The organism is Streptomyces sp. L7 (genome assembly GCF_050990935.1).
In the GTDB taxonomy this organism is placed as follows: domain Bacteria; phylum Actinomycetota; class Actinomycetes; order Actinomycetales; family Microbacteriaceae; genus Leifsonia.
Window position 1 is genome coordinate 2,083,179 of sequence record NZ_CP194644.1, and the last position, 20,788, is coordinate 2,103,966.

General features: G+C 71.5%; 22 protein-coding genes and 1 tRNA gene. 8 read left to right on the forward strand and 15 right to left on the reverse strand.

From position 1 onward, the window contains the following. Positions 1–6 precede the first annotated feature (6 nt). Positions 7–738 (forward strand): YqaJ viral recombinase family protein, encoded by a 732-nt coding sequence (locus tag ACR5MH_RS10420; protein WP_431347140.1) that lies wholly within the window; start codon positions 7–9, stop codon positions 736–738. On the opposite strand, the gene ACR5MH_RS10425 is transcribed toward ACR5MH_RS10420, so the two are convergent. Further along, entirely contained in the window at positions 717–1,475 is a 759-nt protein-coding gene (locus ACR5MH_RS10425; RefSeq protein WP_431347141.1) for a DUF998 domain-containing protein, read from the reverse strand. The genes ACR5MH_RS10420 and ACR5MH_RS10425 overlap by 22 nt on opposite strands. Before the next feature lie 222 nt (positions 1,476–1,697). Between ACR5MH_RS10425 and ACR5MH_RS10430 the strand changes: the two genes are divergently transcribed. Beyond that, entirely contained in the window at positions 1,698–2,669 is a 972-nt protein-coding gene (locus ACR5MH_RS10430) for an NADP-dependent oxidoreductase (protein ID WP_431347142.1), read from the forward strand. Here the strand turns inward: ACR5MH_RS10430 and ACR5MH_RS10435 are convergent. From ACR5MH_RS10435 to ACR5MH_RS10470, 8 genes are all read right to left on the reverse strand, one after another. Further along, positions 2,650–3,201 (reverse strand): GNAT family N-acetyltransferase, encoded by a 552-nt coding sequence (locus tag ACR5MH_RS10435; RefSeq protein WP_431347143.1) that lies wholly within the window; start codon positions 3,199–3,201, stop codon positions 2,650–2,652. The two genes, ACR5MH_RS10430 and ACR5MH_RS10435, sit on opposite strands and share 20 nt — an antisense overlap. 102 nt (positions 3,202–3,303) lie before the next feature. Beyond that, positions 3,304–3,993, reverse strand: a complete 690-nt coding sequence (gene rplA / locus ACR5MH_RS10440; RefSeq protein ID WP_431347144.1) for a 50S ribosomal protein L1 — start codon at positions 3,991–3,993, stop codon at positions 3,304–3,306. Positions 3,994–4,072: 79 nt separating this feature from the next. After that, complete coding sequence (gene rplK, locus ACR5MH_RS10445; protein WP_431347145.1) at positions 4,073–4,504, reverse strand: 50S ribosomal protein L11; 432 nt, start codon at positions 4,502–4,504, stop codon at positions 4,073–4,075. 104 nt (positions 4,505–4,608) lie between these two features. Beyond that, positions 4,609–5,529, reverse strand: a complete 921-nt coding sequence (gene nusG, locus ACR5MH_RS10450; protein ID WP_431347146.1) for a transcription termination/antitermination protein NusG — start codon at positions 5,527–5,529, stop codon at positions 4,609–4,611. 54 nt (positions 5,530–5,583) lie between these two features. Further along, a complete protein-coding gene (gene secE / locus ACR5MH_RS10455) occupies positions 5,584–5,856 on the reverse strand; it encodes a preprotein translocase subunit SecE (RefSeq protein ID WP_369961021.1) in 273 nt (90 codons plus the stop codon). A 43-nt stretch (positions 5,857–5,899) separates the two neighbouring features. After that, positions 5,900–5,972: transfer RNA gene (locus ACR5MH_RS10460), tRNA-Trp, on the reverse strand. A gap of 122 nt (positions 5,973–6,094) precedes the next feature. Next, entirely contained in the window at positions 6,095–6,766 is a 672-nt protein-coding gene (locus ACR5MH_RS10465) for a LuxR C-terminal-related transcriptional regulator (protein WP_433862576.1), read from the reverse strand. A 4-nt stretch (positions 6,767–6,770) separates the two neighbouring features. Then, a complete protein-coding gene (locus tag ACR5MH_RS10470) occupies positions 6,771–8,006 on the reverse strand; it encodes an ATP-binding protein (protein WP_431347147.1) in 1,236 nt (411 codons plus the stop codon). A gap of 114 nt (positions 8,007–8,120) precedes the next feature. Between ACR5MH_RS10470 and ACR5MH_RS10475 the strand changes: the two genes are divergently transcribed. The 3 genes from ACR5MH_RS10475 (at position 8,121) to ACR5MH_RS10485 (ending at position 11,498) form a co-directional block, all read left to right on the forward strand. Next, complete coding sequence (locus tag ACR5MH_RS10475) at positions 8,121–9,662, forward strand: PspC domain-containing protein (protein WP_433862577.1); 1,542 nt, start codon at positions 8,121–8,123, stop codon at positions 9,660–9,662. Between the two features lie 17 nt (positions 9,663–9,679). Further along, on the forward strand, positions 9,680–10,198 hold the full coding sequence (locus ACR5MH_RS10480; RefSeq protein ID WP_433862578.1) for a hypothetical protein: 519 nt from the start codon (positions 9,680–9,682) through the stop codon (positions 10,196–10,198). A gap of 385 nt (positions 10,199–10,583) precedes the next feature. Then, positions 10,584–11,498: a nucleotidyltransferase family protein gene (locus ACR5MH_RS10485; RefSeq protein WP_431347149.1), complete on the forward strand. Its 915-nt coding sequence runs from the start codon at positions 10,584–10,586 to the stop codon at positions 11,496–11,498. Positions 11,499–11,517: 19 nt separating this feature from the next. Here ACR5MH_RS10485 and ACR5MH_RS10490 read toward each other — a convergent pair whose 3' ends face one another. The 3 genes from ACR5MH_RS10490 to ACR5MH_RS10500 are packed head-to-tail and all read right to left on the reverse strand — an operon-like array spanning position 11,518 to position 14,608. After that, positions 11,518–12,921, reverse strand: a complete 1,404-nt coding sequence (locus ACR5MH_RS10490; RefSeq protein WP_431347150.1) for a sugar transferase — start codon at positions 12,919–12,921, stop codon at positions 11,518–11,520. Then, positions 12,921–14,030: an LCP family protein gene (locus ACR5MH_RS10495; protein WP_431347151.1), complete on the reverse strand. Its 1,110-nt coding sequence runs from the start codon at positions 14,028–14,030 to the stop codon at positions 12,921–12,923. Before ACR5MH_RS10495 ends, ACR5MH_RS10490 begins: the two co-directional genes overlap by 1 nt. Continuing rightward, positions 14,027–14,608, reverse strand: a complete 582-nt coding sequence (locus ACR5MH_RS10500) for a low molecular weight phosphatase family protein (protein WP_431347152.1) — start codon at positions 14,606–14,608, stop codon at positions 14,027–14,029. The genes ACR5MH_RS10495 and ACR5MH_RS10500 overlap by 4 nt, the downstream gene beginning before the upstream one ends. A 282-nt stretch (positions 14,609–14,890) precedes the next feature. On the opposite strand from ACR5MH_RS10500, the gene ACR5MH_RS10505 reads away from it, so the two are divergent. From ACR5MH_RS10505 to ACR5MH_RS10515, 3 genes are read left to right on the forward strand one after another with little or no spacing between them, the layout of a single operon-like run. Continuing rightward, the gene (locus ACR5MH_RS10505; protein WP_433862579.1) at positions 14,891–16,003 is read left to right on the forward strand and encodes a hypothetical protein; all 1,113 of its coding nucleotides are present in this window, start codon (positions 14,891–14,893) and stop codon (positions 16,001–16,003) included. Continuing rightward, positions 15,991–16,359, forward strand: coding sequence for a PqqD family protein (locus tag ACR5MH_RS10510; RefSeq protein ID WP_431347154.1), 369 nt, complete (start codon positions 15,991–15,993; stop codon positions 16,357–16,359). The genes ACR5MH_RS10505 and ACR5MH_RS10510 overlap by 13 nt, the downstream gene beginning before the upstream one ends. A gap of 1 nt (position 16,360) precedes the next feature. Beyond that, positions 16,361–17,902 carry a polysaccharide biosynthesis tyrosine autokinase gene (locus ACR5MH_RS10515; protein ID WP_431347155.1) on the forward strand — a complete coding sequence of 514 codons (1,542 nt, stop codon included), beginning with the start codon at positions 16,361–16,363 and terminating at the stop codon, positions 17,900–17,902. A gap of 193 nt (positions 17,903–18,095) precedes the next feature. Here ACR5MH_RS10515 and ACR5MH_RS10520 read toward each other — a convergent pair whose 3' ends face one another. Genes ACR5MH_RS10520 through ACR5MH_RS10530 form a run of 3 tightly spaced genes read right to left on the reverse strand, consistent with a single transcriptional unit; the run spans position 18,096 to position 20,618 of the window. Continuing rightward, positions 18,096–19,358: an O-antigen ligase family protein gene (locus ACR5MH_RS10520; protein WP_431347156.1), complete on the reverse strand. Its 1,263-nt coding sequence runs from the start codon at positions 19,356–19,358 to the stop codon at positions 18,096–18,098. After that, on the reverse strand, positions 19,355–20,434 hold the full coding sequence (locus tag ACR5MH_RS10525) for a glycosyltransferase (RefSeq protein ID WP_431347157.1): 1,080 nt from the start codon (positions 20,432–20,434) through the stop codon (positions 19,355–19,357). The genes ACR5MH_RS10520 and ACR5MH_RS10525 overlap by 4 nt, the downstream gene beginning before the upstream one ends. Positions 20,435–20,444: 10 nt before the next feature. Then, positions 20,445–20,618, reverse strand: coding sequence for a hypothetical protein (locus ACR5MH_RS10530; protein ID WP_431347158.1), 174 nt, complete (start codon positions 20,616–20,618; stop codon positions 20,445–20,447). Positions 20,619–20,788 lie beyond the last annotated feature (170 nt).

Genomic DNA, 20,788 nt, shown 5'->3' on the forward strand with positions numbered 1-20,788 from the left:
GGACGGGTGTTCGACCGCTCCGCCACCCGCACCGCCGACCTCTACCGGCCGGGCGTGCTGGCGGACCTCGGTCCCAGCACCTCCGCCCCGGCCCCGCGAGCCGTCGTGCCGGCCGTCCCGGGCGCGACCGGGCATCTCGCCCGCGTCGTCGCGTCGTCCAGCGACCGCGTGGGCTGGCTCCGCGCCCGCAGCCGCGGGATCACAGCGACCGACGTCGCCAAGCTGTCGACGCCGCAGTCTCTCCGCGCCGCGGTCTACGACAAGTTGAACGGCTCCGGGTTCTCGGGCAACTCCTTCACGCAGCACGGTCGCAGCCGCGAGCCCGAGATCGCCGCCTGGGTGGCCGCGACCCATGGCATCCAGCCGTCCGACCTGCTCTTCCACGCCGAGCGCGACCGGCGGCACCTGGCGACACCGGACGGCCTCGTCCTGCGCACCGGCGGCCGGATCGAGCTCGCGGAGATCAAGACGACGAACAAGCCGTTCAACAGCATCCCGCGGCACTACCTGCGGCAGATCTGGTGGCAGCAGTACGTCCTCGGCGCCGAGCGGACGCTCTTCGTGTGGGAGCAGCACGACCGCTTCGTGCCCATCCACGACGAGCCGCAGTGCCAGTGGGTGGACCGCGACGACCGGGAGATCGCCCGGCTCGTGGCGCTGGCTGGCGACCTCATCGACCTCCTCCGGGAGGCGACGGCCCGACCGGCCGTCCAGGCTCAGCCGACGATCGCTTCCTGATCCGCCGGGTCGGCCTCCGCGGTCTCCGGGGTACCGGGTGATGCGCTGCGGACTCCGGCCGGCACCCGGACGAGCGCGAGGGCGTAGGCCGCCATCCACGCGATCGCGACCGTGGTTCCGACGAGCTCCAGCCACGCGCCGATATCCGTCGCGACGTGCACGAGCGCGAGCAGTCCGCCCACGATCGTGATGAGGGCGACCGCCACGCAGCTCGCGAGCGACAGTCGCGCGACCCGCGGCAGGCCGGAGGCGAACGCGACCTGGAGCATGGCGAAGCACGCCGCCGCGAAGCCGACCACCGCCGAGACGGTGTGCACGAGGTCCTGCACGGTGGATGCCGGGTCGACCAGCGGGACCGGGCAGTATGCCGTGCAGGTGACCTGAGAGGCCAGGACGAAACACAGCGCCGCGAAGCCGAGGCTGACGGCGGGAGCCCACCGATCCAGCGCGCGCACCGACGACCGCACGTGCCCGCTCGCGAGAGCAACCGAGAAACCGCCAGCGGCGATGAGCAGCAGCGCGACCCTGAACGGGACAGCAGTGGAAGCGCCCACCGCACCCAGCTCGCTCACGTAGACCGGGTACGGCACGGTGAGGCGGGCCGCCCAGATGATCGTCAGGCCGCTGAGCACGCACACGGTCCCGATCGCGAGCAGGGCCGGGACGGCCCGCTGCCAGCCGCCGGCGAGGACGGGCAGGGCGAACGGCTGGCGCACGATACGCAGCAGTCGTCGCACGGGGCTCCTCCGGATGATTCGGGTCGAGGGATTCTATCCGGACCATCCCTGCGAACGTCCTGAGCCGGGCCGGGCCTTTCTGAACGGATCGGGAACGGCCTGAGCGGACCGGGGAAACAGACTGTTCACACACGGTGACCCGCCTGAAACACCCGCGACCCCTCCGCGCGTTTGACTGGGAACAGCCGCACCGCTCGCGGCGAGGCGATGAGGGGATCACGAATGCCGAACACGATGCGTGCCGCGCTGCTCGACGCGGCAGGCGACCCGGCCGCCCTCCGGATCGGCGAGGCCCCGACGCCCGACCGGGTGAACGCGGAGTTCCTGGTCAAGGTCGTCGCGGCGGGCGTCAACCCACTCGACGCCTCCACCCGCTCCGGCGGCGGCGTGTTCGGCGCCATCCACAGCTTCCCGGCTGTGCTCGGGCACGACTTCAGCGGGGTCGTCGTGGAGTCGCCGTTCGCCGCGCATCCGTTGCGGCCGGGCGACGAGGTGTTCGGCATGGTGATGGTCCCCCGCTTCGGAGGCAGCTACGCCGAGTACGTGTCGGTGCCGAGCGTGAGTCTCGTCCGCAAGCCCGCGACGCTCTCGCACATCGAGGCGGCAGCGGCGCCGCACGCCGCGCTGACCGCCTGGGGGATGGTGGTCGAGCTGGCCAAGGCGCACGACGGCCAGCGCGTGCTGGTGCATGCCGGCACCGGCGCGGTCGGCCATTTCGCGATCCAGTTCGCCGCCTACTTCGGCGCCCACGTGATCGCCACGACGTCGAGCGCGAACCACGCCTGGCTGCGCTCCCTCGGCGCGGCCGAGGTGGTGGACGAGGCCGCCACCGGGTACGACCCCACCGGGCTCGGCGACACCGTCGATGTCGTCATCGACCCCGCCGCGGACCTGGAGCGCGCCACTCGCGCTCTCGCCCTCATCCGCCCGGGCGGCCTGTTGGTGCTGCAGGTCCCGGCCGGCGTCGATCCCGGGCTGGCCGAGGCCGCGGAGGCAGCCGGAGTGCGGGCGACCGGCTACACGGGAGCACCGGACGGGAGCACGCTCGCTGTCATCGCCCGGCTCCTGGAGACCGGGAGCGTTCGCGTGCACGTCGACCGGATCTTCCCGCTCGACGAGATCGCGGAGGCCCACCGGGCGCTCGAGGAGGAGCACACCCGCGGCGCCATCGTCCTCAAGATCGCGGAAGGCTGACCAGTTCGCGCTCCATCACCCAGTCGTCCTCGAGCCGGTCCCCGACCAGGAAGCGCTTCGAGCCGACGCGCTCGAAGCCGTGTTTGCCGTAGAAGCGCTGGGCGCGCGCGTTCTCCTCATTGACGCCGAGCCAGATCCCCGCGGCCCCGGCCTCGGTCGCCACCGCGAGGCTCGCCTCCATCAGCCGGCCGGCGACGCCCTCGCCGTGATGCCCGGGGAGGACATAGCACTTGCTGAGCTCGGCGGTCGGATGCATCCGGACGGAGGCGCGCACGTCGGCGTCGGCCGGCTCGCCGAGGTTCACCATCGTGTAGCCGATCACCGCGCCGTCGTCGTCCTGCGCCACCAGCAGCCGGCGGCCCGGGTCGACCGCGTACTCGCCGAATCGCTCGGTCGACAGCACGGAGGCGATGAATGCGCTCTTCGCCTCCTCGGTGGTGTGCGGAGGGCACGCGAGCGGAAAGGTCACCGCGGCGACGCCGGCGAGTGCCTCCGCGTCGGCCGCGGTCGCGAGACGGATCACGACGGTCATCCCGCCAGCGTAGCGGCCCTCACCCTCCGCCGAGGGGCGGCGGAGACGGCGACGGGCCGGTCACCGCGTGAGCGGTGCCGGCCCGTCGAGGGAACGATGCGATCAGATCGCGTTGACGTCCAGCGGGATGCCCGGGCCGAACGTGGTCGACACAGCGCCCTTCTGGATGTAACGGCCCTTCGCAGCGGACGGCTTGAGACGGACGACCTCGTCGAGGGCGGCCTTGATGTTCTCGTCGAGCTGCTCGGCGGTGAAGCCCGCCTTGCCGACCACGAAGTGCACGTTGGAGTGCTTGTCGACGCGGAACTCGATCTTTCCGCCCTTGATGTCGGAGACGGCCTTCGCGACATCCGGGGTGACCGTGCCGGTCTTCGGGTTCGGCATCAGGCCGCGCGGGCCCAGCACCTTGCCGAGACGGCCGACCTGGCCCATGAGCTCCGGGGTGGAGACGGCCGAGTCGAAGTCGGTGTAACCGCCGGCGACCTTCTCGATCAGGTCGCTGCCGCCGACCTCGTCGGCGCCCGCGGCGATGGCGGCCTCAGCGGCCGGGCCGGTCGCGAACACGATGACGCGCGCGGTCTTGCCGGTACCGTGAGGAAGGATGACGGTGCCGCGGACCATCTGGTCCGCCTTGCGCGGGTCAACGCCGAGCTTCAGCGCGACCTCGACGGTCGAGTTGAACTTGGCGGAACCGGTCTCCTTCGCGAGGGTGACGGCCTCGGTAGGGGTGTAGAACTTGCCGGCTTCGATCTTGTCGGCCGCGGCCCGGTAGGCCTTGGACTTCTGTGCCATGAGATTTCTCCTTACGAGAATGTGGTGCGAGCCTGGCCGGCTCTGCCACGGTGATGTCTGGGTGACGGGGAGGTCGGGCTTACGCCTCGACCGTGATGCCCATCGAACGGGCGGTGCCTGCGATGATCTTCGACGCCGCGTCGATGTCGTTGGCGTTGAGGTCGACCATCTTCTGCTCGGCGATCTCGCGCACCTGGTCCTTGGTCAGCTTGCCGACCTTGGTGGTGTGCGGCACGCCGGAGCCCTTGGGGACGCCCGCGGCCTTCTTGATGAGCTCGGCGGCCGGCGGGGTCTTGAGGACGAACGTGAACGAACGGTCCTCGTAGACGGTGATCTCCACCGGGATGACGTTGCCGCGCTGCGCCTCGGTGGCCGCGTTGTACGCCTTGCAGAACTCCATGATGTTCACGCCGTGCTGACCCAGGGCCGGGCCGATCGGCGGGGCCGGGTTGGCGGCGCCGGCCTTGATCTGAAGCTTGATCAGACCGGTGACCTTCTTCTTCGGTGCCATGTCTCTTCCTTCTTTGTGTATTCGAGCACGTGGGCGTCACGCCCGCGTCGCTCTCCCGGTTTCTCGGCCCTTCCGAGACCCGGTGTGCTGAAAATCTGTGGGTGTCAGAGCTTCGTGACCTGGTCGAAGCTGAGCTCGACCGGGGTCTCGCGCTCGAAGAGCGACACGAGCACGGTGAGCTTGCCGCTCTCCGGCTTGATCTCGCTGATCGAGCCAGGCAGACCCGCGAACGAGCCCTCCTTGATGGTGATGGTCTCGCCGATCTCGAAGTCGACCTCGGCCGGGATGACGCGCGCGGCGGCCTTCTGGCCCTTCGCGCCGCCCTTGGCCGGGGCCTGCTCGACCTGCACGAGGCTCTTGAGCATCGAGAAGGCCTCTTCGAAGCGCAGCGGGGTCGGGTTGTGGGCGTTGCCGACGAACCCGGTCACGCCCGGCGTGTGCCGGACGACGGACCAGCTGTCCTCGTTGAGGTCCATGCGCACCAGCACGTAGCCGGGGATGCGCACACGGTTGACCATCTTGCGCTGGCCGTTCTTGATCTCGACCACGTCCTCCATCGGGACCTGGACCTCGAAGATGAAGTCCTCCATGTTCATGGAGACCATGCGGTTCTCGATGTTGGACTTCACGCGGCGCTCGAAGCCGGCGTAGGAGTGGATGACGTACCACTTGCCGAACTTGGCGCGCAGCTCGGCGCGGAACTCCTCGTACGGGTCGGCGGCGACCTCGTCCTCGTCCTCGACGGCCTCCTGGGCGGCCTCGGCCTCTTCGGCGGAGTCGACCTCGAGGGCCTCGTCGACGGCGCGGTCGGCCTCGGGGTCGACGGCCTCGGCCATCGCGTCGAGGACGGCGTCCAGGTCGATCTCGGTGCCGTCCTCGGCGACGATGTGCAGCGCCTCGTGCTCGGCGGGGTCGGACGACTCCTCGTCGCGCTCCAGGACGTTGCCCGTCTGCGCCTCGTCGTCTTCGGAGGACTGCTCGGCAGCGGTCGCCCAGTCGACGTCGTCGCGGTTCGTCTCAGACACTGAATTCATTCCATTTCTGTCGGTATGGCCGTGCGGCCGGTCGGGATGCGCGGATTACTTCGGATGCCCGAAGACCCACACCACACCGAGACCGAACACCCAGTCGAGCAGGGACACGATCGCCATCATGATCACCACGAAGACGAGCACGACGCCGGTGTAGCTCAGGAGCTCCTTGCGCGTCGGCGTGACGACCTTCTTGAGTTCGCCGATGACCTGCCGGATGAACAGGGCGATCCGCGCGAAGGGGTTGCGCCTCGCGGCACGATCCTTCTTGGCGTTGGCGACGACTTCCTCGCTCGGTTCGTCGATTACCTTTCGGGCCACCTCGTTACACCTTTCGTGGACCGGCATCCGGGATGCCGGTTTGCAGGGCGGACAGGAATCGAACCTGCAACCTGCGGTTTTGGAGACCGCTGCTCTGCCAATTGAGCTACCGCCCTAAAGATCGTGAACCCGGAAGACCCTCCTGGCATTCGCGAAAATAGGCGCAGAAAAGCTTGGCGGATTCAACCACCGCCACCAAGTGTACGGGACGCCACAGCCCCTCGCAAAAACACGGCGCTCAGAGCAGCTTGCGCTCCAGGGCCCACGCGGTGAGCTCGTGACGCGAGGAGAGCTGCAGCTTGCGCAGCACGGCGGAGACATGCGTCTCGACGGTCTTGACCGAGATGAAGAGCTCGGCGGCGACCTCCTTGTAAGCGTAGCCGCGCGCGATCAGCCGCATGACCTCCCGCTCGCGCGCCGAGAGCCGGTCGAGCTCGTCGGTGCTCTCGGCCTGCTCCCCCGCCGCCGCGCCGAAGGCGTCGAGCACGAACCCCGCGAGCTTCGGCGAGAAGACCGCGTCGCCTCCCGCCACGGCCACGACCGCGTCGCTGACCTGCCGTCCCGAACTGCCCTTGGTCAGGTAGCCGCGGGCTCCGCCGCGGATCACGCCCACCACGTCCTCCGCCGCGTCGGAGACGCTGAGCGCGAGGAAGCGCGTGCGCTGGTGCTCGGCCGCGGTGCGCCGGAGAACCTCCGCGCCGCCACCGCCCGCGCCGCCCGGCAGGTGGACGTCGAGCAGCACGACGTCCGGATGCGTGCGCAGGATCGCCTCCACGGCGCCGTCGACGTCCTGCGCCTCGGCCACGACGCGGAGGCGGGCGTCCAGGTCGGAGCGCAGGCCCGAGCGGAAGATCGAGTGGTCGTCGACGATCACGACCGTGATCGCGCCCGCAGCAGTGTCGTCGGTCATGGTCTCATTCTCGCTCGGCGGGCAGTTCGACGGTCAGGTGGATCTCGGTCCCGGTGTCCCGCGAGGTCACGGTGGCGTGGCCTCCGGCGCGGCGCATCCGGCCGACGATCGACTCGCGCACGCCCAGCCGGCCCTCCGGCAGCGCGGCGATGTCGAAGCCGGGGCCGCGGTCGCGGACGAACACGTCCGCCGTCCCCGCTCCGGACTCGACGTACACGGAGACGTCGCCGCCCGCGTGCCTGGCGGCGTTGAGCATCGCCTCCCGAGCGGCGGCCGCCAGCTCCGCGGGCGCGCGGAGCACCGGCTCCCCCACGCTCACCACGTCGAAGTGCACGGCGTGGTCGACCTCCAGTGCCGCAGCCACCGCGCGGAGCTCCGTGGCCAGGTCGGAGCCCTCGTGCCCCACACCGTCGGTGCGCTCCGCGTAGAGGCCCTCCGCATAGAGCCAGTCGCGCAGCTCGCGCTCCTGGGCGCGCGCGATCCGGCCGACCTCGCTGGAGGCTCCCGCCCGGTTCTGGATGAGGGCGAGCGTCTGCAGCACCGAGTCGTGGAGGTGGGCGGCCATCTCGGCGCGCTGCTCCTCGCGGACGCGCGCCGTCCGCTCGGCGATCAGCTCGCGCCAGAGCCGCAGCGCCCACGGCGCGACCAGGACGGCCGCGCCTGCGAAGGTGGCGCCGATGATCGCGAGCCACAGGTACCCCGACGAGCGCCCGGCCTGCATCCCGCTGAGCAGGAGCGCCAACGCGACCAGGAACCCGCCGGCGGCCAGGCGGAACGTCGCGGGCGCGAGCGGGGACGGGGCGAGACTCTGGTCGTCCACGAGCTGATCCCAGATCACGGCCGCCACCAGCAGCAGGACCGAGGTCAGGACGGCGCCGAACGCGGAGCCCTGCGCGTCCGCGGCGACCATGACGACGGCGGCGACCCCCGCGGCGACGCCGACCCCGGCGAGCACCAACGGCACGTTCACCCGGCGGGTGACGCGCTCGTCCGGATCGTCCGGGGCCGCCGCGCGCAACGGCGTCAGCGCCCAGAGCCACAGATAGAACAGCACGCCGGCACCGCCGATCAGGGAGGTGCCGACGAAGATCCAGCGCACGGCGACCACCGGCCAGCCGAGGTGGTCCGCCAGAGCCACGCTCACCCCGCCGACCAGGCAGTCCCGTGGGCGCGCGAGCGGAGGGCGCGGGGTGCGCCCTCGGTACGCCGGACCGGACGGGGTCGCCGGAGTGGAGGCCATACCTGGAATCCAAGCAGACCAGGACCGTCCCGCACAGCGCAGGGGCAGGGAATCAGGGTGCGGTCAGGGTGTCCCCCATAGCGGCGCCGCGCTGCCGCGCGCCACGATCGAGTCATGGTGAACGACAGCACGACCCCTCCCCCGTCGAACGGCGTCCCGTCGGACGGGGTCCCCTCGGACGGCGTCCCGCCCAACGGCTCGGCCGCCGGCGGCCCGCAGGCCCCGTACGGCGGCCCGCAGACGGGTCTCTCCGGCCGCGGCACCCGCTTCTTCGACTGGATGCGCAGCCTCGGCGTCACGCGCACCGACGGCTGGATCGGCGGCGTCTGCGCGGGCGTCGCCTACCGGATCGGCATCGACCCGCTCATCGTCCGCGGCATCGTGGTGGTGGCCGCGCTGCTCGGCGCGCCCGCCATCCTGTTCTACGCCCTCGCCTGGGCGCTGCTGCCGGACCGCGACGGCCGCATCCACCTGCAGCGGCTCTTCGAGGGCGAGTTCGAGCCTCCGATGGTCGCGATCGGAGTGCTCGTCGTCCTCTCGCTGCTGCCCTGGTCCGAGGGGGTGTGTTGGTTCGGTCACGATCCGGGCTGGGGGGACCCGGTCGGGCGGGTCATCTGGACGCTGATCGTCCTCGCGGCCGCCACGACGCTGATCGTGTTCGCCGGGAGGCAGGCCGATCGCCGGTGGTGGACCGGAAGTGCGGGCGGTGCCGCGACGGCCGGGCAGCCGTCCGCACCCGCGAGCCCTCCCCTCCCCACGACCCCCACCGTCGCCACGGTCGCCGAGCCGACCGCCCCTCCCGCGCCCGGCGCCGGCGCGACCGACCGCGAGGTCACCGACTGGCGTGCCCGTCAGGCGCAGTGGAAGGCCGAGCACGACCAGTGGAAGCAGCGGCTCTCCGAGGACATGCGCACGGTGAAGGCCCAGCGTTCTGCCCAGCTCCGGGCTCAGGCGTCCGCGGCGAACGCCGAGGCCGAGGCCCGACGCGTGGCCTACCGCGCGGCGAACCCGCGGGTCGGCGCCGCGGTCGGCTGGCTGGCGGTCGGCCTGGCGCTCGTCGCCGGCGCCCTCGCCGCGGCGCTCTGGGGGCCGCTCACCGGCCTGCCCGGTTACGCCCTGACAGCCGCCCTCGCCGCGGCGACGCTGGTCTTCGGCGTCACGATCCTGATCGCAGGGATCGCCCGCCGCCGCAGCGGCTTCCTGATCTTCCTCGGCATCCTGCTCGCGGCGCTCACCGTGCTGGCCGCGCTGCTGCCGACCTCCCCGGCGGTCCGCCTGGATGCGAGCATCACGGCGGGCAGCACACTGTCCGCGACCCCGGCCGCGAGCGCGAACTACCTGCAGGCCGTCGGCGACACGACGATCGATCTCACGAAGGCCGTGACGGCGTCCGGCACGCCTGTGGTGAACCTCGCCAAAGGGCCGGGACCGACCACGGTGATCGTCCCCGCAGACTCCACGGTGCGGGTGGAGGCGGCCACCGCCTCCACCGTGACGGTGACGGACCCTTCGGGCGGCGAGCAGGTGCACCGCTGCGACCCGGAGCCGTTCAGCGGCTGCTCCACGGACATCCTGGTCGGACCGGGCGGGACTCCGGAGGCCATCGTCCGCGTCGCGCAGATCGACGCGGTCCGCATCGAGCGGGTCCAGAAGTGAACGAGAGCGAGAACGAGATGCCCACGAACGCCGACCAGCCGACCGACGACGTGAACGCGCAGCCGCCGACGCCGTCGACCACGCCGGCAGCCGCCGACGCGGGAGATGCGGAGACCCTGGTGATCCCCGCCGCGGCCGACACGCCGACGGCGTCCACGACCCCGATCGCCTCCGCAGCTCCGACCGAGCCCACGAAGCCGGTCGCCGCGGCGGAGCCGCCCGCAGCGGCCCCCGCCGAGCCCTGGCTCTCGGACGCGGCCTACTCGTTCCCGGCGCGCCCGGCGCTCTCCGGTCCGCCACCGGTGCGCTGGGGCGGGATCGTCTGGGGCATCCTGATCATCCTGCTCGCCGCCACCGTTCTGGTGGTCGTCTCGTCGCCCGTGCGTCTCGCGGGCGTGACGGTGTGGCTCGCGACGCTCTCGCCCGGCGGCACCGTCGCCGTGTGGATCGCCGCCCTCGGGATCGTCATCGTCGTCTCGGCACTGCTCGGCGCGATCAGCGCCGCCCAGCGCAACCGCCGGCGCCGGCAGGTCTGACCCGGAAGAAGGTGCCGGCCGCTCAACCCGAATGAGCCGGCCGGCACCGGGGGTGGACGTCCTCACGCACGCAGACGCGGCGACGCTCTGCCACCCACTGGCGGCGCCGCTCCGGGTACCCGTACCGGAAGCGGCGACCGCAGGACTCCAGTAAGGCCGATGCGAGGAGGGCCCGATCCGGGCCGGTCGCGGAATCACGCGGCAGCGGTCCATCAGGATCACCTGAGCGCTCACCTCTCGCGCCCGGTGTGACTATGAGTGGTGAACAGCCGCGGGCTGCCACGCCTTCACGCGCGATCGCCGCGGATTCCCGGGCGACACGGGACGGGCCCGACCGCGGCTGCAGCCCCCACGATCGCCGATCGGCAGACCTGGAGTGAAAAGCATGGTGAAACCGGCCGGCGTCCCGCCCGTGCCTCCGGCCGTCCCCGACCCGACGCTGCTGCTCACCGCCGCCGTCTCCCGGCTGGCCGCCACGATCGGCGTCCGGCTGGTCGTCATCAAAGGGATCGCCGCGGATCAGTACGGGCTCCGCCCCGCCCACATCAGCAGCGATGTCGACGTCCTCGTGACCCACGACGACTACGGCCCGCTCCTCGACGAGCTGGAGAAGCGCGGCTGGCGCCGGAGGCCGCACGATCCCGACACGGAGACCTTCCCCGTCCACAGCGCGAGCATGTACCACCCGGAGTGGGCCGCCGACATCGACGTCCACTTCCGCTACCCCGGCTTGGAGCTCGAGGACGACGTCTTCGCTCCGATCTGGGCGCAGCGCACGACCATGTGGTGCGGCAACCAGCCGATCTCCATCCCGGGACTCGTCGACGCGATCATGATCGGCGCCGTCCATGCGATCCGGTCGCGCTTCTCGCGACGGCACCGCCTCGAGCTGGACTTCCTCGTCGGACGGTGCTCCCGGATGGACGTCTCGCTCCTGCTCGAGCGCGCGGACCGGCTCGGCGCGCTCGCCACGGCTCGACCGTTCCTGGAGCGGCTGAAGCCCTTCGACGCGGAGTACGACTGGGGCGAGGCCTCCTCCGAGTGGCGGCTGCGCACGGAATTCCCCGAAGCCTCCCAGCGGCGGGCACTGCTGTGGAAGCGGGCGACGCCGCGGGAGCGCCTCACCAAGCTCCGCCTCGCGCTCTTCCCGCCGACCTCCGCGCTCGTGAAGGAGACCACCGCGACGACGCTCGGGCCCGCCCAGCTCGCCGGCCGTTACCTGCGCCGCTGGGTCCGCGGGGCGAGGGCGCTCCCGAAGGCGCTCGCGGTGCTGCGCGCGAGCGGCCGGCGGCGGCCCTGAGGCCTGGCGCCGCCGACTCTCAGTACGCGCCGTTCGGGCGCAGCACCACGCCGACCGTCTGGAACAGGATCTGGAGGTCGCCGGCCACCGACCAGTTCTCCACGTAGAAGAGGTCGAGCCGCACGCCCTGCTCCCAGGACAGGTCGGAGCGACCGCTCACCTGCCACAGCCCGGTCATCCCCGGCTTGACGATGAGCCGGCGGTGGCTGTCCCTGTCGTACTCCGCCACCTCGGACGGCAGCCCCGGCCGCGGTCCGACGAGGCTCATCTCGCCCTTGAGGACGTTCCACAGCTGCGGCAGCTCGTCGATCGACGTGCGGCGCAGGAACCCTCCCACGCGCGTGACGCGCGGGTCGTCCTTGATCTTGAACAGCGGCCCTGCTCCCTCGTTCCTGTGCTGCAGGTCGGCGACCTCCTCCTCGGCGTTCACCCGCATGGTTCTGAGCTTCACGATGCCGAAGGCGATGCCGTCGCGGCCGACCCGCGACTGCCGGAAGAAGGCCGGACCCGGGCTGTCGAGCCGGATCACGATGACGCAGACGACGATGACCGGCAGGAGCAGCGTCAGCGCGAGGGCGCTCAGCACGACATCGAACACGCGCTTCGCCCGTCGCCGCGTGATCGAGCGATCGGCCGGGGCGACTTCGACGATGGGGAGCCGGTCGATCGGGAAGTACTCGGCGCGCGGCGCAGCCAGCTCCGGCACGTCGATGGAGAGCCAGACCACGGCGCCTGCGCCCTCCACATCCCAGAGGAGCTGGCGGACGTTGGCGCCGTCGCGCTCCTCGGTCAGGACGATGATGTCGACGCGATGCTGCTCGACGAGTCGGCGCAGATACGGGCCGCGTGCGTTCTCGATGCCGGTCGTCGCGACGACGTCGACGGCGACCCGCGCCGCCCGCTCCGCGAACACGGCGGCGAGCTCGGCCACGCGTTCCGGCGTGCCGACGACGAGCGCGCGCCGGATGTACCTGCCGCGCGCGCGGTGCGCGTAGATCCACCACCGGCACACGAAGCGCACCGCGAGCAGACCCAGCAGGCCGAACGGCATGGCGAAGGCGAGGTAGGCGCGCGAGAGGTCGAGTTGGAGGACGAGGGAGGCGACCGCGAGGAGCGCGACCAGCCAGACGGTCGCACGGACCGGGGGACCGTACGACGGGCCGTTGAGGCGTTTCGGCCAGGACACGTACCCGTTGAGCATCGCGACGAGGACCAGCCAGATCAGGGCGATCAGGATAGACACCATCAGGTAGGAGGTGTCGAGCGGCCCGATCTGAAAGCGGTCGTTTCGGCTCCCGAAGCGTGCGAGATGTGCGGTGGCGAGGACTCCGCCGACGACCAGCGCGTCCGCCAGGACGAGCGTGCGCGCGGCGCGCAGCCGGCCGGTCAGCGTCTGCGGGCGTTGTGATTCGGTGCGGACCATCAGTTCCTTCCATCGCCGAGCGCGCCGCGCTTCAACGTCGGTATGACGTCGTCGGCGGCGAGCGCTTTTCTGAGGATTTCGACGCGCGCCTCGTCGACGCGCACAATCGACTGCCCGTCCGGAGAGGTCCCCGTCCCCGCGGTGGGCAGCGTGAGAGTGTGGATGGCGTCGGGCGTCAGGCCGTGGAAGCTGAGCGCGAGCGACGCGGCGGCCGACGCGGTCAACCCCTCGTCCACCGCCACGTACCGCGCGAGCGTCGTGATCGCGGACTGCGTCCTGCCCGGATCGGTCAAGGTCCGAGCGCTGATGAAGCCCTGGAGCATCCCGCGGACGAACGCCTGCTGATTGCGCACGCGCTGATAGTCGGCGTCGGGGAACGAGTACCGCTCTCGGACGAACGCCAGGGCGGCCGACCCCTCGAGCCGGTTCTCGCCCTTGTCGAAGCTGTACCCGGGCATGTTCTTGGACGTGAACGCCTGGTCGGACCAGACCTTCACGCCGCCGAGCGCCGTGGAGAGCTCGCCGAACCCTCCGAAGTCGACGACCGCGACGTGATCGACGCGCGCCCCGAGCATGCCCTCGACCGTCTGAACCGTCAGCGGCACGCCGCCCCAGCTGTAGGCGGCGTTGATCTTGCTCTCGCCGTGGCCAGGGATCGGGACCCAGAGGTCGCGCATCAGAGAGACGAGGACGATCCCGGAACGGTCCGCGGGGATGTGGACCAGCATGAGCGTGTCGGAGCGCTCGCCTGTCCCCTCGCCCGACATCGGGTCGCGGAGCCCGCTCCGGGAGTCCGATCCGATGAGCAGGAGGTTGGTGGCCCCCGCGACGGCCGCCGGACGCCCGGACTCGTCCGGGAACGCCTTCGGGATGCGCTCGACGGTGTCATCGAACGACCGCCCCAGCCAGAGCAGGTACCCGCCGAGGAGTGCCGCCGGCAGCACGATCACCAGCGCGGCGGCGGTGATCCAGATCCAGAGGCGGCGCCGTCGCCTGCGTTCGGATCGACGCCGCTCCTGTCGACGCTGCTCCTGGCTGTGCCCGAATACTTCGGGAGGCGCGGCTCCGTCGGGGAGGCGCGGGTCGTCGCCGCCGTCGGGCGTCGTCACGCGGACGCCTGCCGGCCGGCCAGGATGTCGATCGCCGGGACGAGCCGGCGCGCCATCTCGTCGAACGCCTCGTCCGGCCGGCCGTACGGGTCGTCGATGTCGTCGTCCGCGCGCGGCGGAAGCAGGCCGTGGCGGCGTGCGTCCACGGCGCGGTCGGTGAGCGCGCGCCACCGACGAGGATCGCCCGGGTCGCCGGCCACGGCGAAGCCCTCGATCGCGCGCGCGAACTCGAGCAGCGTGAACGTGCGGGAGAAAGCGCCCGGGTCGAGCGCGGTGACCCGCGTGGCGTGCTCCTGGGTCAGCGCCAGGACGAGGTCGGAGCCGGCGATCGTCGCCTCGGTGAGCTGCGTGGCCACGAAGCCGTCCGGGTCGCCGCCGAACGCGCGCACGCGGGGGCGGGTCTGCGACGAGATCGACCGTCCGACGACCGCGCGCGTTCCCGCGCTCCGGACCGTCACTCCCTCACTCGCTCCACCGGTGGAGGGTTGCAACCGGGCCGTCAGGAGCCGTTCGGCCATGGCCGACCGGCAGATGTTGCCGGTGCACACGAACAGGACGGAGAACCCGCTCCCGGGCATCAGGCCTCCCCTCGGTCGGTGTCGCGGCGAGGACGGCCGCGGTCGCAGATGCAGACGGACAGGATCACCCGGCCGACGTCGCCGCTCCCGCCGGGTGGGAGACGACAGCGCTCGTTCGCGTTCCGTTCTTCACCCGACGAATCGACTGCGTGCCGGATCGCTCCGGTAGAACATCACCCGATCGCCGCGGCGCCGAGGCGCGAGGTCCGCGACGACTCCCCGGCCATGCCCGCGCCGATACTGGGTCTTTCCGCCCCGACCCGACCGCACCCGAGGAGAGCCATGCCCGCCCACCCGATCGGACCGCACCTGCAGGGCCCGCACGAAGCGGAGGCCGACTTCGTCGTCGGTGCACTCGGCCGGGCGATCCGGGTCCGGGTCACCGGCGCGGGAGCCGGCGCCCTCGCCGCAGCGTTCGCGGAGGCGTGGGCGCACCTGCTGCTCGACCCGCGCGCCGAGTCCGACGACGAGGTCGTCCTCGACTCCCCCGGGGACACGCGGGACTCGGTCGCCGTCGGCCTGGCCCACGCCAGTGCGCTGATCACACGCTCGCTGATCGACCTGAGCACCGGACAGGGGCTGCTGTTCCACGCGGCCGCGGCCGTGCGGGCCGACGGCCGCGCGATCCTCCTGGTCGGACCTTCCGGGGCGGGAAAGACCACCGCCATCACCCGACTGGCCTGCCCGCACGGGTATCTGACGGACGAGACGGCCCTCGTCGGCGCCGACGGCCGCGTCCTCCCCTACCCGAAGCCCCTCTCGGTGGAGCGTGGAGGGCCGGCCAAAGCGCAGCTCGCTCCCGCGGAGCTGGGGCTGCGCGTCGCCGGCGTCGCGCACGAGGTGGACCGGGTGATCGTGCTGAACCGGGAGGCCGGCGGCTCGCGGCGGCCGCGGTCCCGGCGGCTCGACGTCGTCGAGAGCCTGGAGGCGCTCGTCCCGCAGCTCTCGGCGCTGCAGCATCACCCGAGCCCGCTCGGCGCCCTCGCGGAGCTGATCCGGCAGGTCGGCGGGATCGAACAGCTCAGCTATGCCGACGTGCTCGACCTCGACCCCGACTCCGGGCCGCCCGCGTCGCCGCGGCTGCCGGCGGAGGAGCTCGCATTCACGAACGTCGCCTGCGACCGCGACGACGGGACCGGCCCCGGCCTCATCCGCACACAGCCGGACGACGCTCTGGAGACCTCCGACCTGCTCGTCCTCGCGCACGGGAGCGAGATCCGGGTGCTCGCCGGGGTCGCGAAGACGTTGTGGCTGGAAGCCGCGACCGCGCGATCCGAAGCGGAGCTCCTCGATCGGCTGCGGGCGGTCCACGGCACCGCGCCGGGCGACGACCTGGCCTTGCACACCACGATCGACGTCCTCGTCAGGGCCGAGGTGCTCGAGTGGCGGACCTGATGAACGCCGGCACAGTGGGTGACATCGAGGGTGAAAGCTCTGCGGAGGTGCACCGTCATGCCCGCTCCGTCGTGTGGGTCGAGACGACGGCGGGGCGCTGGGCGGTGGCCGACGTCTCCGACTTCCGGCAGTTCGTCCTCAACGGGACCTCCGGCCTGCTCTGGCAGTCGTTCGACGGGCACGCGACCGACGACGCGATCGTCGACCGTGTGCTCGGCTCGTACCCCGACCACCCGGAGTCGGCGCGCGCCGACTGCCGGTCTCTGATCGACGAGTTGCTGCGGCTCCGACTGATCGAGCCCACTCACCCCGAACCCGACCACGAACAGGCCGACGACGCCGGAATGGAGCTGTGAGATGACCTCGCCGACGGACACCACGGAGAACCAGTCGAAGGGCAGGGATCTGCGTGAATTCGTGCGCATGCTCAGGCGCTACTGGCTCGGCGAGGCGATCATCGTGCTGGCGACGATCGGTCTCGTCGCGGGATTCACCGCACTGCAACCCCGCGTCTACCAGTCCACGTCGACGGGCCTCACCCAGGCGGCGACCGGCGAGAGCCTCTCGATGGCGTTCGCGGGCGAGAGCCTCGCCAAGTCGCGCGCCGAGTCGTACGTGCGCGTGGCGACGTCCGACGCGGTGGCCAAGCGCGCACAAGAGATCCTCGGCACGGACCGCTCCATCTCCGACCTGCTCGGGCACATCAGCGCGACGCTGCCCGCGGACACCGCCATCATCGAGATCACCGCGAGCGCCGGCACTCCTGACGGTGCCGCGAAGCTCGCCAACGCCTGGACGACCGCGCTCGCGGACCAGGTGAAGGCTCTGGAGTCACCGGAGGGGTCGGTCGGCGATCCGGCGATCTCGTTCGTGCCGCTGGCGAACGCGCGTCCCCCGTACTTCCCGTCGTCGCCCAACATCCAGACGGCGCTCGTGCTCGCGCTGCTCGCGGGCTGCGCGCTCGCCCTGGTGTACGCATTGCTCCGTCAGCACTTCGACCGCCGGGTCCGCTCCGTCGACCAGATCGAGCGCCTCCTCGACGCCCCGGTGATCGGGACGGTCCCCGCCAGCCCGGCGCTCTCCGACCGCAAGCGCATCGTCGAGCACGACGGCTCGGCCGACTCGGTGCAGCTCTTCGCGATCTCCGAGTCCCTGCGCGAGCTGCGCACGAACCTGAGCTACATCGACGTCGACAACCCGCCGAAGGTCATCGTGGTGACCAGCTCGATCCCCGGTGAGGGCAAGTCCACCCTGACAGCGAACCTCGCCGACGCCATCGCCTCCGGCAATGCGAACGTCGTCATCATCGACTGCGACCTGCGCCGTCCGATGCAGTCCACCCTGTTCAGCCTGCGCGGCGGCGTGGGCCTCACCGATGTGCTGAGCGGCCGCGTCGCCCTGGGGGACGCCCTCCAGGCGCCGACCGCGAGCAACCACCTGCGGGTGCTCGGCGCCGGCCGCGTGCCGCCGAACCCGAGCGAGCTCCTGGGCTCGCGGACGATGCGCGAGCTGATCGGCGCACTGTCCGGCGTCGCGACGGTGATCCTCGACGCGCCCCCGCTTCTCTCGGTGACGGACGCGGCAATCCTCGGCACCATCGCGGACGGCGTCGTGATCACGGTCGGCGCCAAGCAGGTCACGGCCGAGCAGCTCCAGAAGGCGTACCGCTCGGTCACACGCGTCAACGGGAAGGTGCTGGGCGCCGTGCTCAACAAGATCCCGCCGAACGGCGTCGACTCCCACGACTACGGGTATTACCGCAACGACTACTACACGTCGAACGAGAGCGCGTCGGTCCCCGCGGGCGACGCGGAGAAGCCGGCGAGCGCCGACGGGCCGAAGGGCGACGACGCGCCGACGCGCCGCTCGGCCCGAAAGGAGCTCCGCGCCGGGCAGTGACGGCTCCGACGCTGCAGGCCTTTGTAACGCCTTCTCGAGCACGAAGGCGCTGTTCGAGGGCACCGCGCTAACCCGACCCCTCAGCTGGAAGTCCCGCCGAAGAAGAACGACCTGGTCGGTGCCCGAAGATGACGGCGGCGGTGAACGCCCGTCGCACCCCTGCAGCTCGCAACGACGTCCTGGCCCCACGCGCCTAGACGGTGCCGAGCGCCGGCGCGGAGTCCACCCTCGGGACGACGCCCGTGACCGGCTTGTCCGCGCGTGGGAGGGCGATCATCAAGCTGGTGATCACGCCGATGTTCATCCACGTGAACAGGTCGAACGAGAAGAACATCGCGAAGAGCATCGCCAGCACGGCCTTGATGGTCCGGTCGGCGAAGCAGAAGGCGACGATCCAGAGCGCGAGGAGGGCGATCAGGCCCACGATCCCCGTAGTCCCCAGGGCATACACGAGCATGTTGTCGACCGCTCGGAGGAAGGTCTGCTGCATGAGGCCGCGATCGTACAGAACAGCCTCACCCCCGAACCCGGTCCCGAACCACGCCTCCATCGGAGGCCGGTCCAGGAGGGCGCCGACGGACTCGGCCGCGCCGAGGCGGTGCGTCCACGAACCCGAGTCGAGCAGGTTGTCGACCAGGGCGCCGATCCCGATGTCGATGTTCAGCAGCACGACGATCACCGCTCCGACGCCGAGAGCGGCACGCAGCCAGGAGGTCAGCGAGCTGTTCAGCGCGATGTGGACGAGCAGCCCGACGGCGACGGCTGCGACGGCGCTGCGCGTTCCCGAGAGCGCGAGGCCGACGGTCGCGACCGTCAGGTTCGCCAGTCTCCACTTCTGAGACCAGCGCGCCGGATTCGACCACGCGACGATCATCGCGATCCCGATATAGACCGCGAAGACGATGGGGTGCCCGAACGTGCCCTGGGCACGTGCGTAGACGTCGTTGGTGAACGGGTTGTACCGGATCGTCCCCGCGTACCCCCAGATCGGCTCCGCCAGGACGAGGATCTCGGCGAACGCCAGACCGACTTGGACGGCGGTCAGACCGGCGATCGTGGCGTACACCATCCTGAGCTCCGCACGACTGAGCGAGGAGGCGACGTACGCGGCCAGCGTCGCCAGGCCGAAATACAGCACGATGCGGTTCGTGCCATAGCTGCCCGCGAGGAACACGCTCAGCGAGATGAATCCCCACCAGGCGGCCACGGCCCAGAAGCGGACGCCGCCGGACGTGTCGGCCCGCGACCGGACGAGTGCGAGCACCAGGACGCCGATGGCGGCCAGAGCGGTGGGCGGCCGCACGGAGTCGGGTGCGAACGACGCCAGACCGAACGACGCCGCCACCACCGTGAACGACACTGCAACGCCGCGGATCAGCCGCGGAGGCACCGCGATCATGAGCAGGACGATCGCCAGGATGGCGACGGCCCCGCCGAAGAGCAGCAGCGGGCTCACGAGCGGCCGGCCGGCCCGGTGAGCCGCCGGTACGCCTCGAGCACCGGGCCGAAGACGCGTTCGGGGGACGCCTCGGCGTCGGCCCAGCGCTTGGCCCTCTCCACCACGGCGGCACGGGCCGCGGTGTCGTCCGCCGCTCGGGCGATGATGTCCGCGAACTCCGCGTCCGTGGCGTCGTCGGGGACTTCGTAGCCCCGGCCGTCGCCGAGGAGCCCGTTCGCGGCCGATGCCGTCGCGACGACCGGGCGGCGGCGGTCGAAGGCCTCCAGCACCGCGAGGGGCGTGCCCTCCCAGCGCGAGGTCATCAGCAGGAAGTGCGCGGCGTCCAGTCGCGCGGGGACATCGTCGACCTGGCCGGCGAGGTCGACCGGCGCGCCCCGTTCGATCGCCGACGCGCGCGCGGCGTCGCGGAGCTCGCCGTCGCCGGCCCACGTCGCCTCCACCGGACGCCGGGTCGCGAGCTCCGCGACGACGCGGACGAAGCGGAGCGGGTCCTTCTGGTCGACCATCCGGCCGACCCCGAGCAGTCGCAGCGGCGAGGCGATCTCGTTCGCGACAGGGTCGGGCGCTCCGGTGCGCTGCGCTGGGGCGTTGCCGACGATCACCACACGGTCGGCCGGGCGGCCGGCGTCCACCACGACCATCTCGGCGACGGCGGGACCGACCGCGAAGACGACGCGGCTACGGAACGACAGAGCCCTCGGGCGAACGCTCGGCAGCCGCGTGTGCGCGTGCTCGACGACCGGGATGCCGAGAAGCCGGCCCACGATGAGCGACTGCAGGGCCTCGCGGCGCTGGTGGGCGTGCAGGATCTCCGGCCGCAGCCGGCCTGCCGCGCGCAGCAAGCGCCTGGTCTGCCCGACGAACCCGCTGGTGTCGTGCTCGACGAAGCGGACGGCAGGCGCCAATCGGGCGACGGCCGGGCCTCCCGTCCCGAACACCGATACCTGCACGTCGTTTTCGACGGCCAGCCAATTGGACAGGTCGACGACCACCTGCTGAGCGCCGCCGTGTCCCATGCTGTCGACCACGTGCATCACGCGGAGCGGGCCGCGGCCCTGGGGGTCGGCTGTCACGGACGAGGACTCACCGCGACTCGATGACCTGGACGTCGCCGAGCGCGTTGCGGGCCATGTCGAGCGCCTCCCCCACATTGCGCGCGTCCATCACGACGACCGCGGACGTGCCGTTGGGGAGGCGGAGCCGCAGCTCGAACGGGCGGAGCGGAGCCTGTGCGCGGGTATGGGTACGAGTGGACACGCCTCAGACTGTAGGGGCGCGTTCGCCGCCGCTCGGGAGCGATCTGCGCCGGCCTCCCGGGCGGGCATCGCCTTTTCATCTCCTCGATCACCCGACACGAGTGCCTGCCGCCGGCACGCGCAAAGTCCTCCACAGCTCGCCGAACCAGTGACCTTTTCCCCAGATTCGCC

Bases quoted from the DNA above. Each gene is read 5' to 3' on its own strand.
- ACR5MH_RS10430 (WP_431347142.1), top strand. From the start codon at position 1,698: ATGCCGAACACGATGCGTGCCGCGCTGCTCGACGCGGCAGGCGACCCG.
- ACR5MH_RS10435 (WP_431347143.1), bottom strand. From the start codon at position 3,201: ATGACCGTCGTGATCCGTCTCGCGACCGCGGCCGACGCGGAGGCACTC.
- rplA (WP_431347144.1), bottom strand. From the start codon at position 3,993: ATGGCACAGAAGTCCAAGGCCTACCGGGCCGCGGCCGACAAGATCGAA.
- rplK (WP_431347145.1), bottom strand. From the start codon at position 4,504: ATGGCACCGAAGAAGAAGGTCACCGGTCTGATCAAGCTTCAGATCAAG.
- ACR5MH_RS10465 (WP_433862576.1), bottom strand. From the start codon at position 6,766: ATGACCGACGACACTGCTGCGGGCGCGATCACGGTCGTGATCGTCGAC.
- ACR5MH_RS10470 (WP_431347147.1), bottom strand. From the start codon at position 8,006: ATGGCCTCCACTCCGGCGACCCCGTCCGGTCCGGCGTACCGAGGGCGC.
- ACR5MH_RS10475 (WP_433862577.1), top strand. From the start codon at position 8,121: ATGGTGAACGACAGCACGACCCCTCCCCCGTCGAACGGCGTCCCGTCG.
- ACR5MH_RS10480 (WP_433862578.1), top strand. From the start codon at position 9,680: ATGCCCACGAACGCCGACCAGCCGACCGACGACGTGAACGCGCAGCCG.
- ACR5MH_RS10485 (WP_431347149.1), top strand. From the start codon at position 10,584: ATGGTGAAACCGGCCGGCGTCCCGCCCGTGCCTCCGGCCGTCCCCGAC.
- ACR5MH_RS10490 (WP_431347150.1), bottom strand. From the start codon at position 12,921: ATGGTCCGCACCGAATCACAACGCCCGCAGACGCTGACCGGCCGGCTG.
- ACR5MH_RS10500 (WP_431347152.1), bottom strand. From the start codon at position 14,608: ATGCCCGGGAGCGGGTTCTCCGTCCTGTTCGTGTGCACCGGCAACATC.
- ACR5MH_RS10505 (WP_433862579.1), top strand. From the start codon at position 14,891: ATGCCCGCCCACCCGATCGGACCGCACCTGCAGGGCCCGCACGAAGCG.
- ACR5MH_RS10515 (WP_431347155.1), top strand. From the start codon at position 16,361: ATGACCTCGCCGACGGACACCACGGAGAACCAGTCGAAGGGCAGGGAT.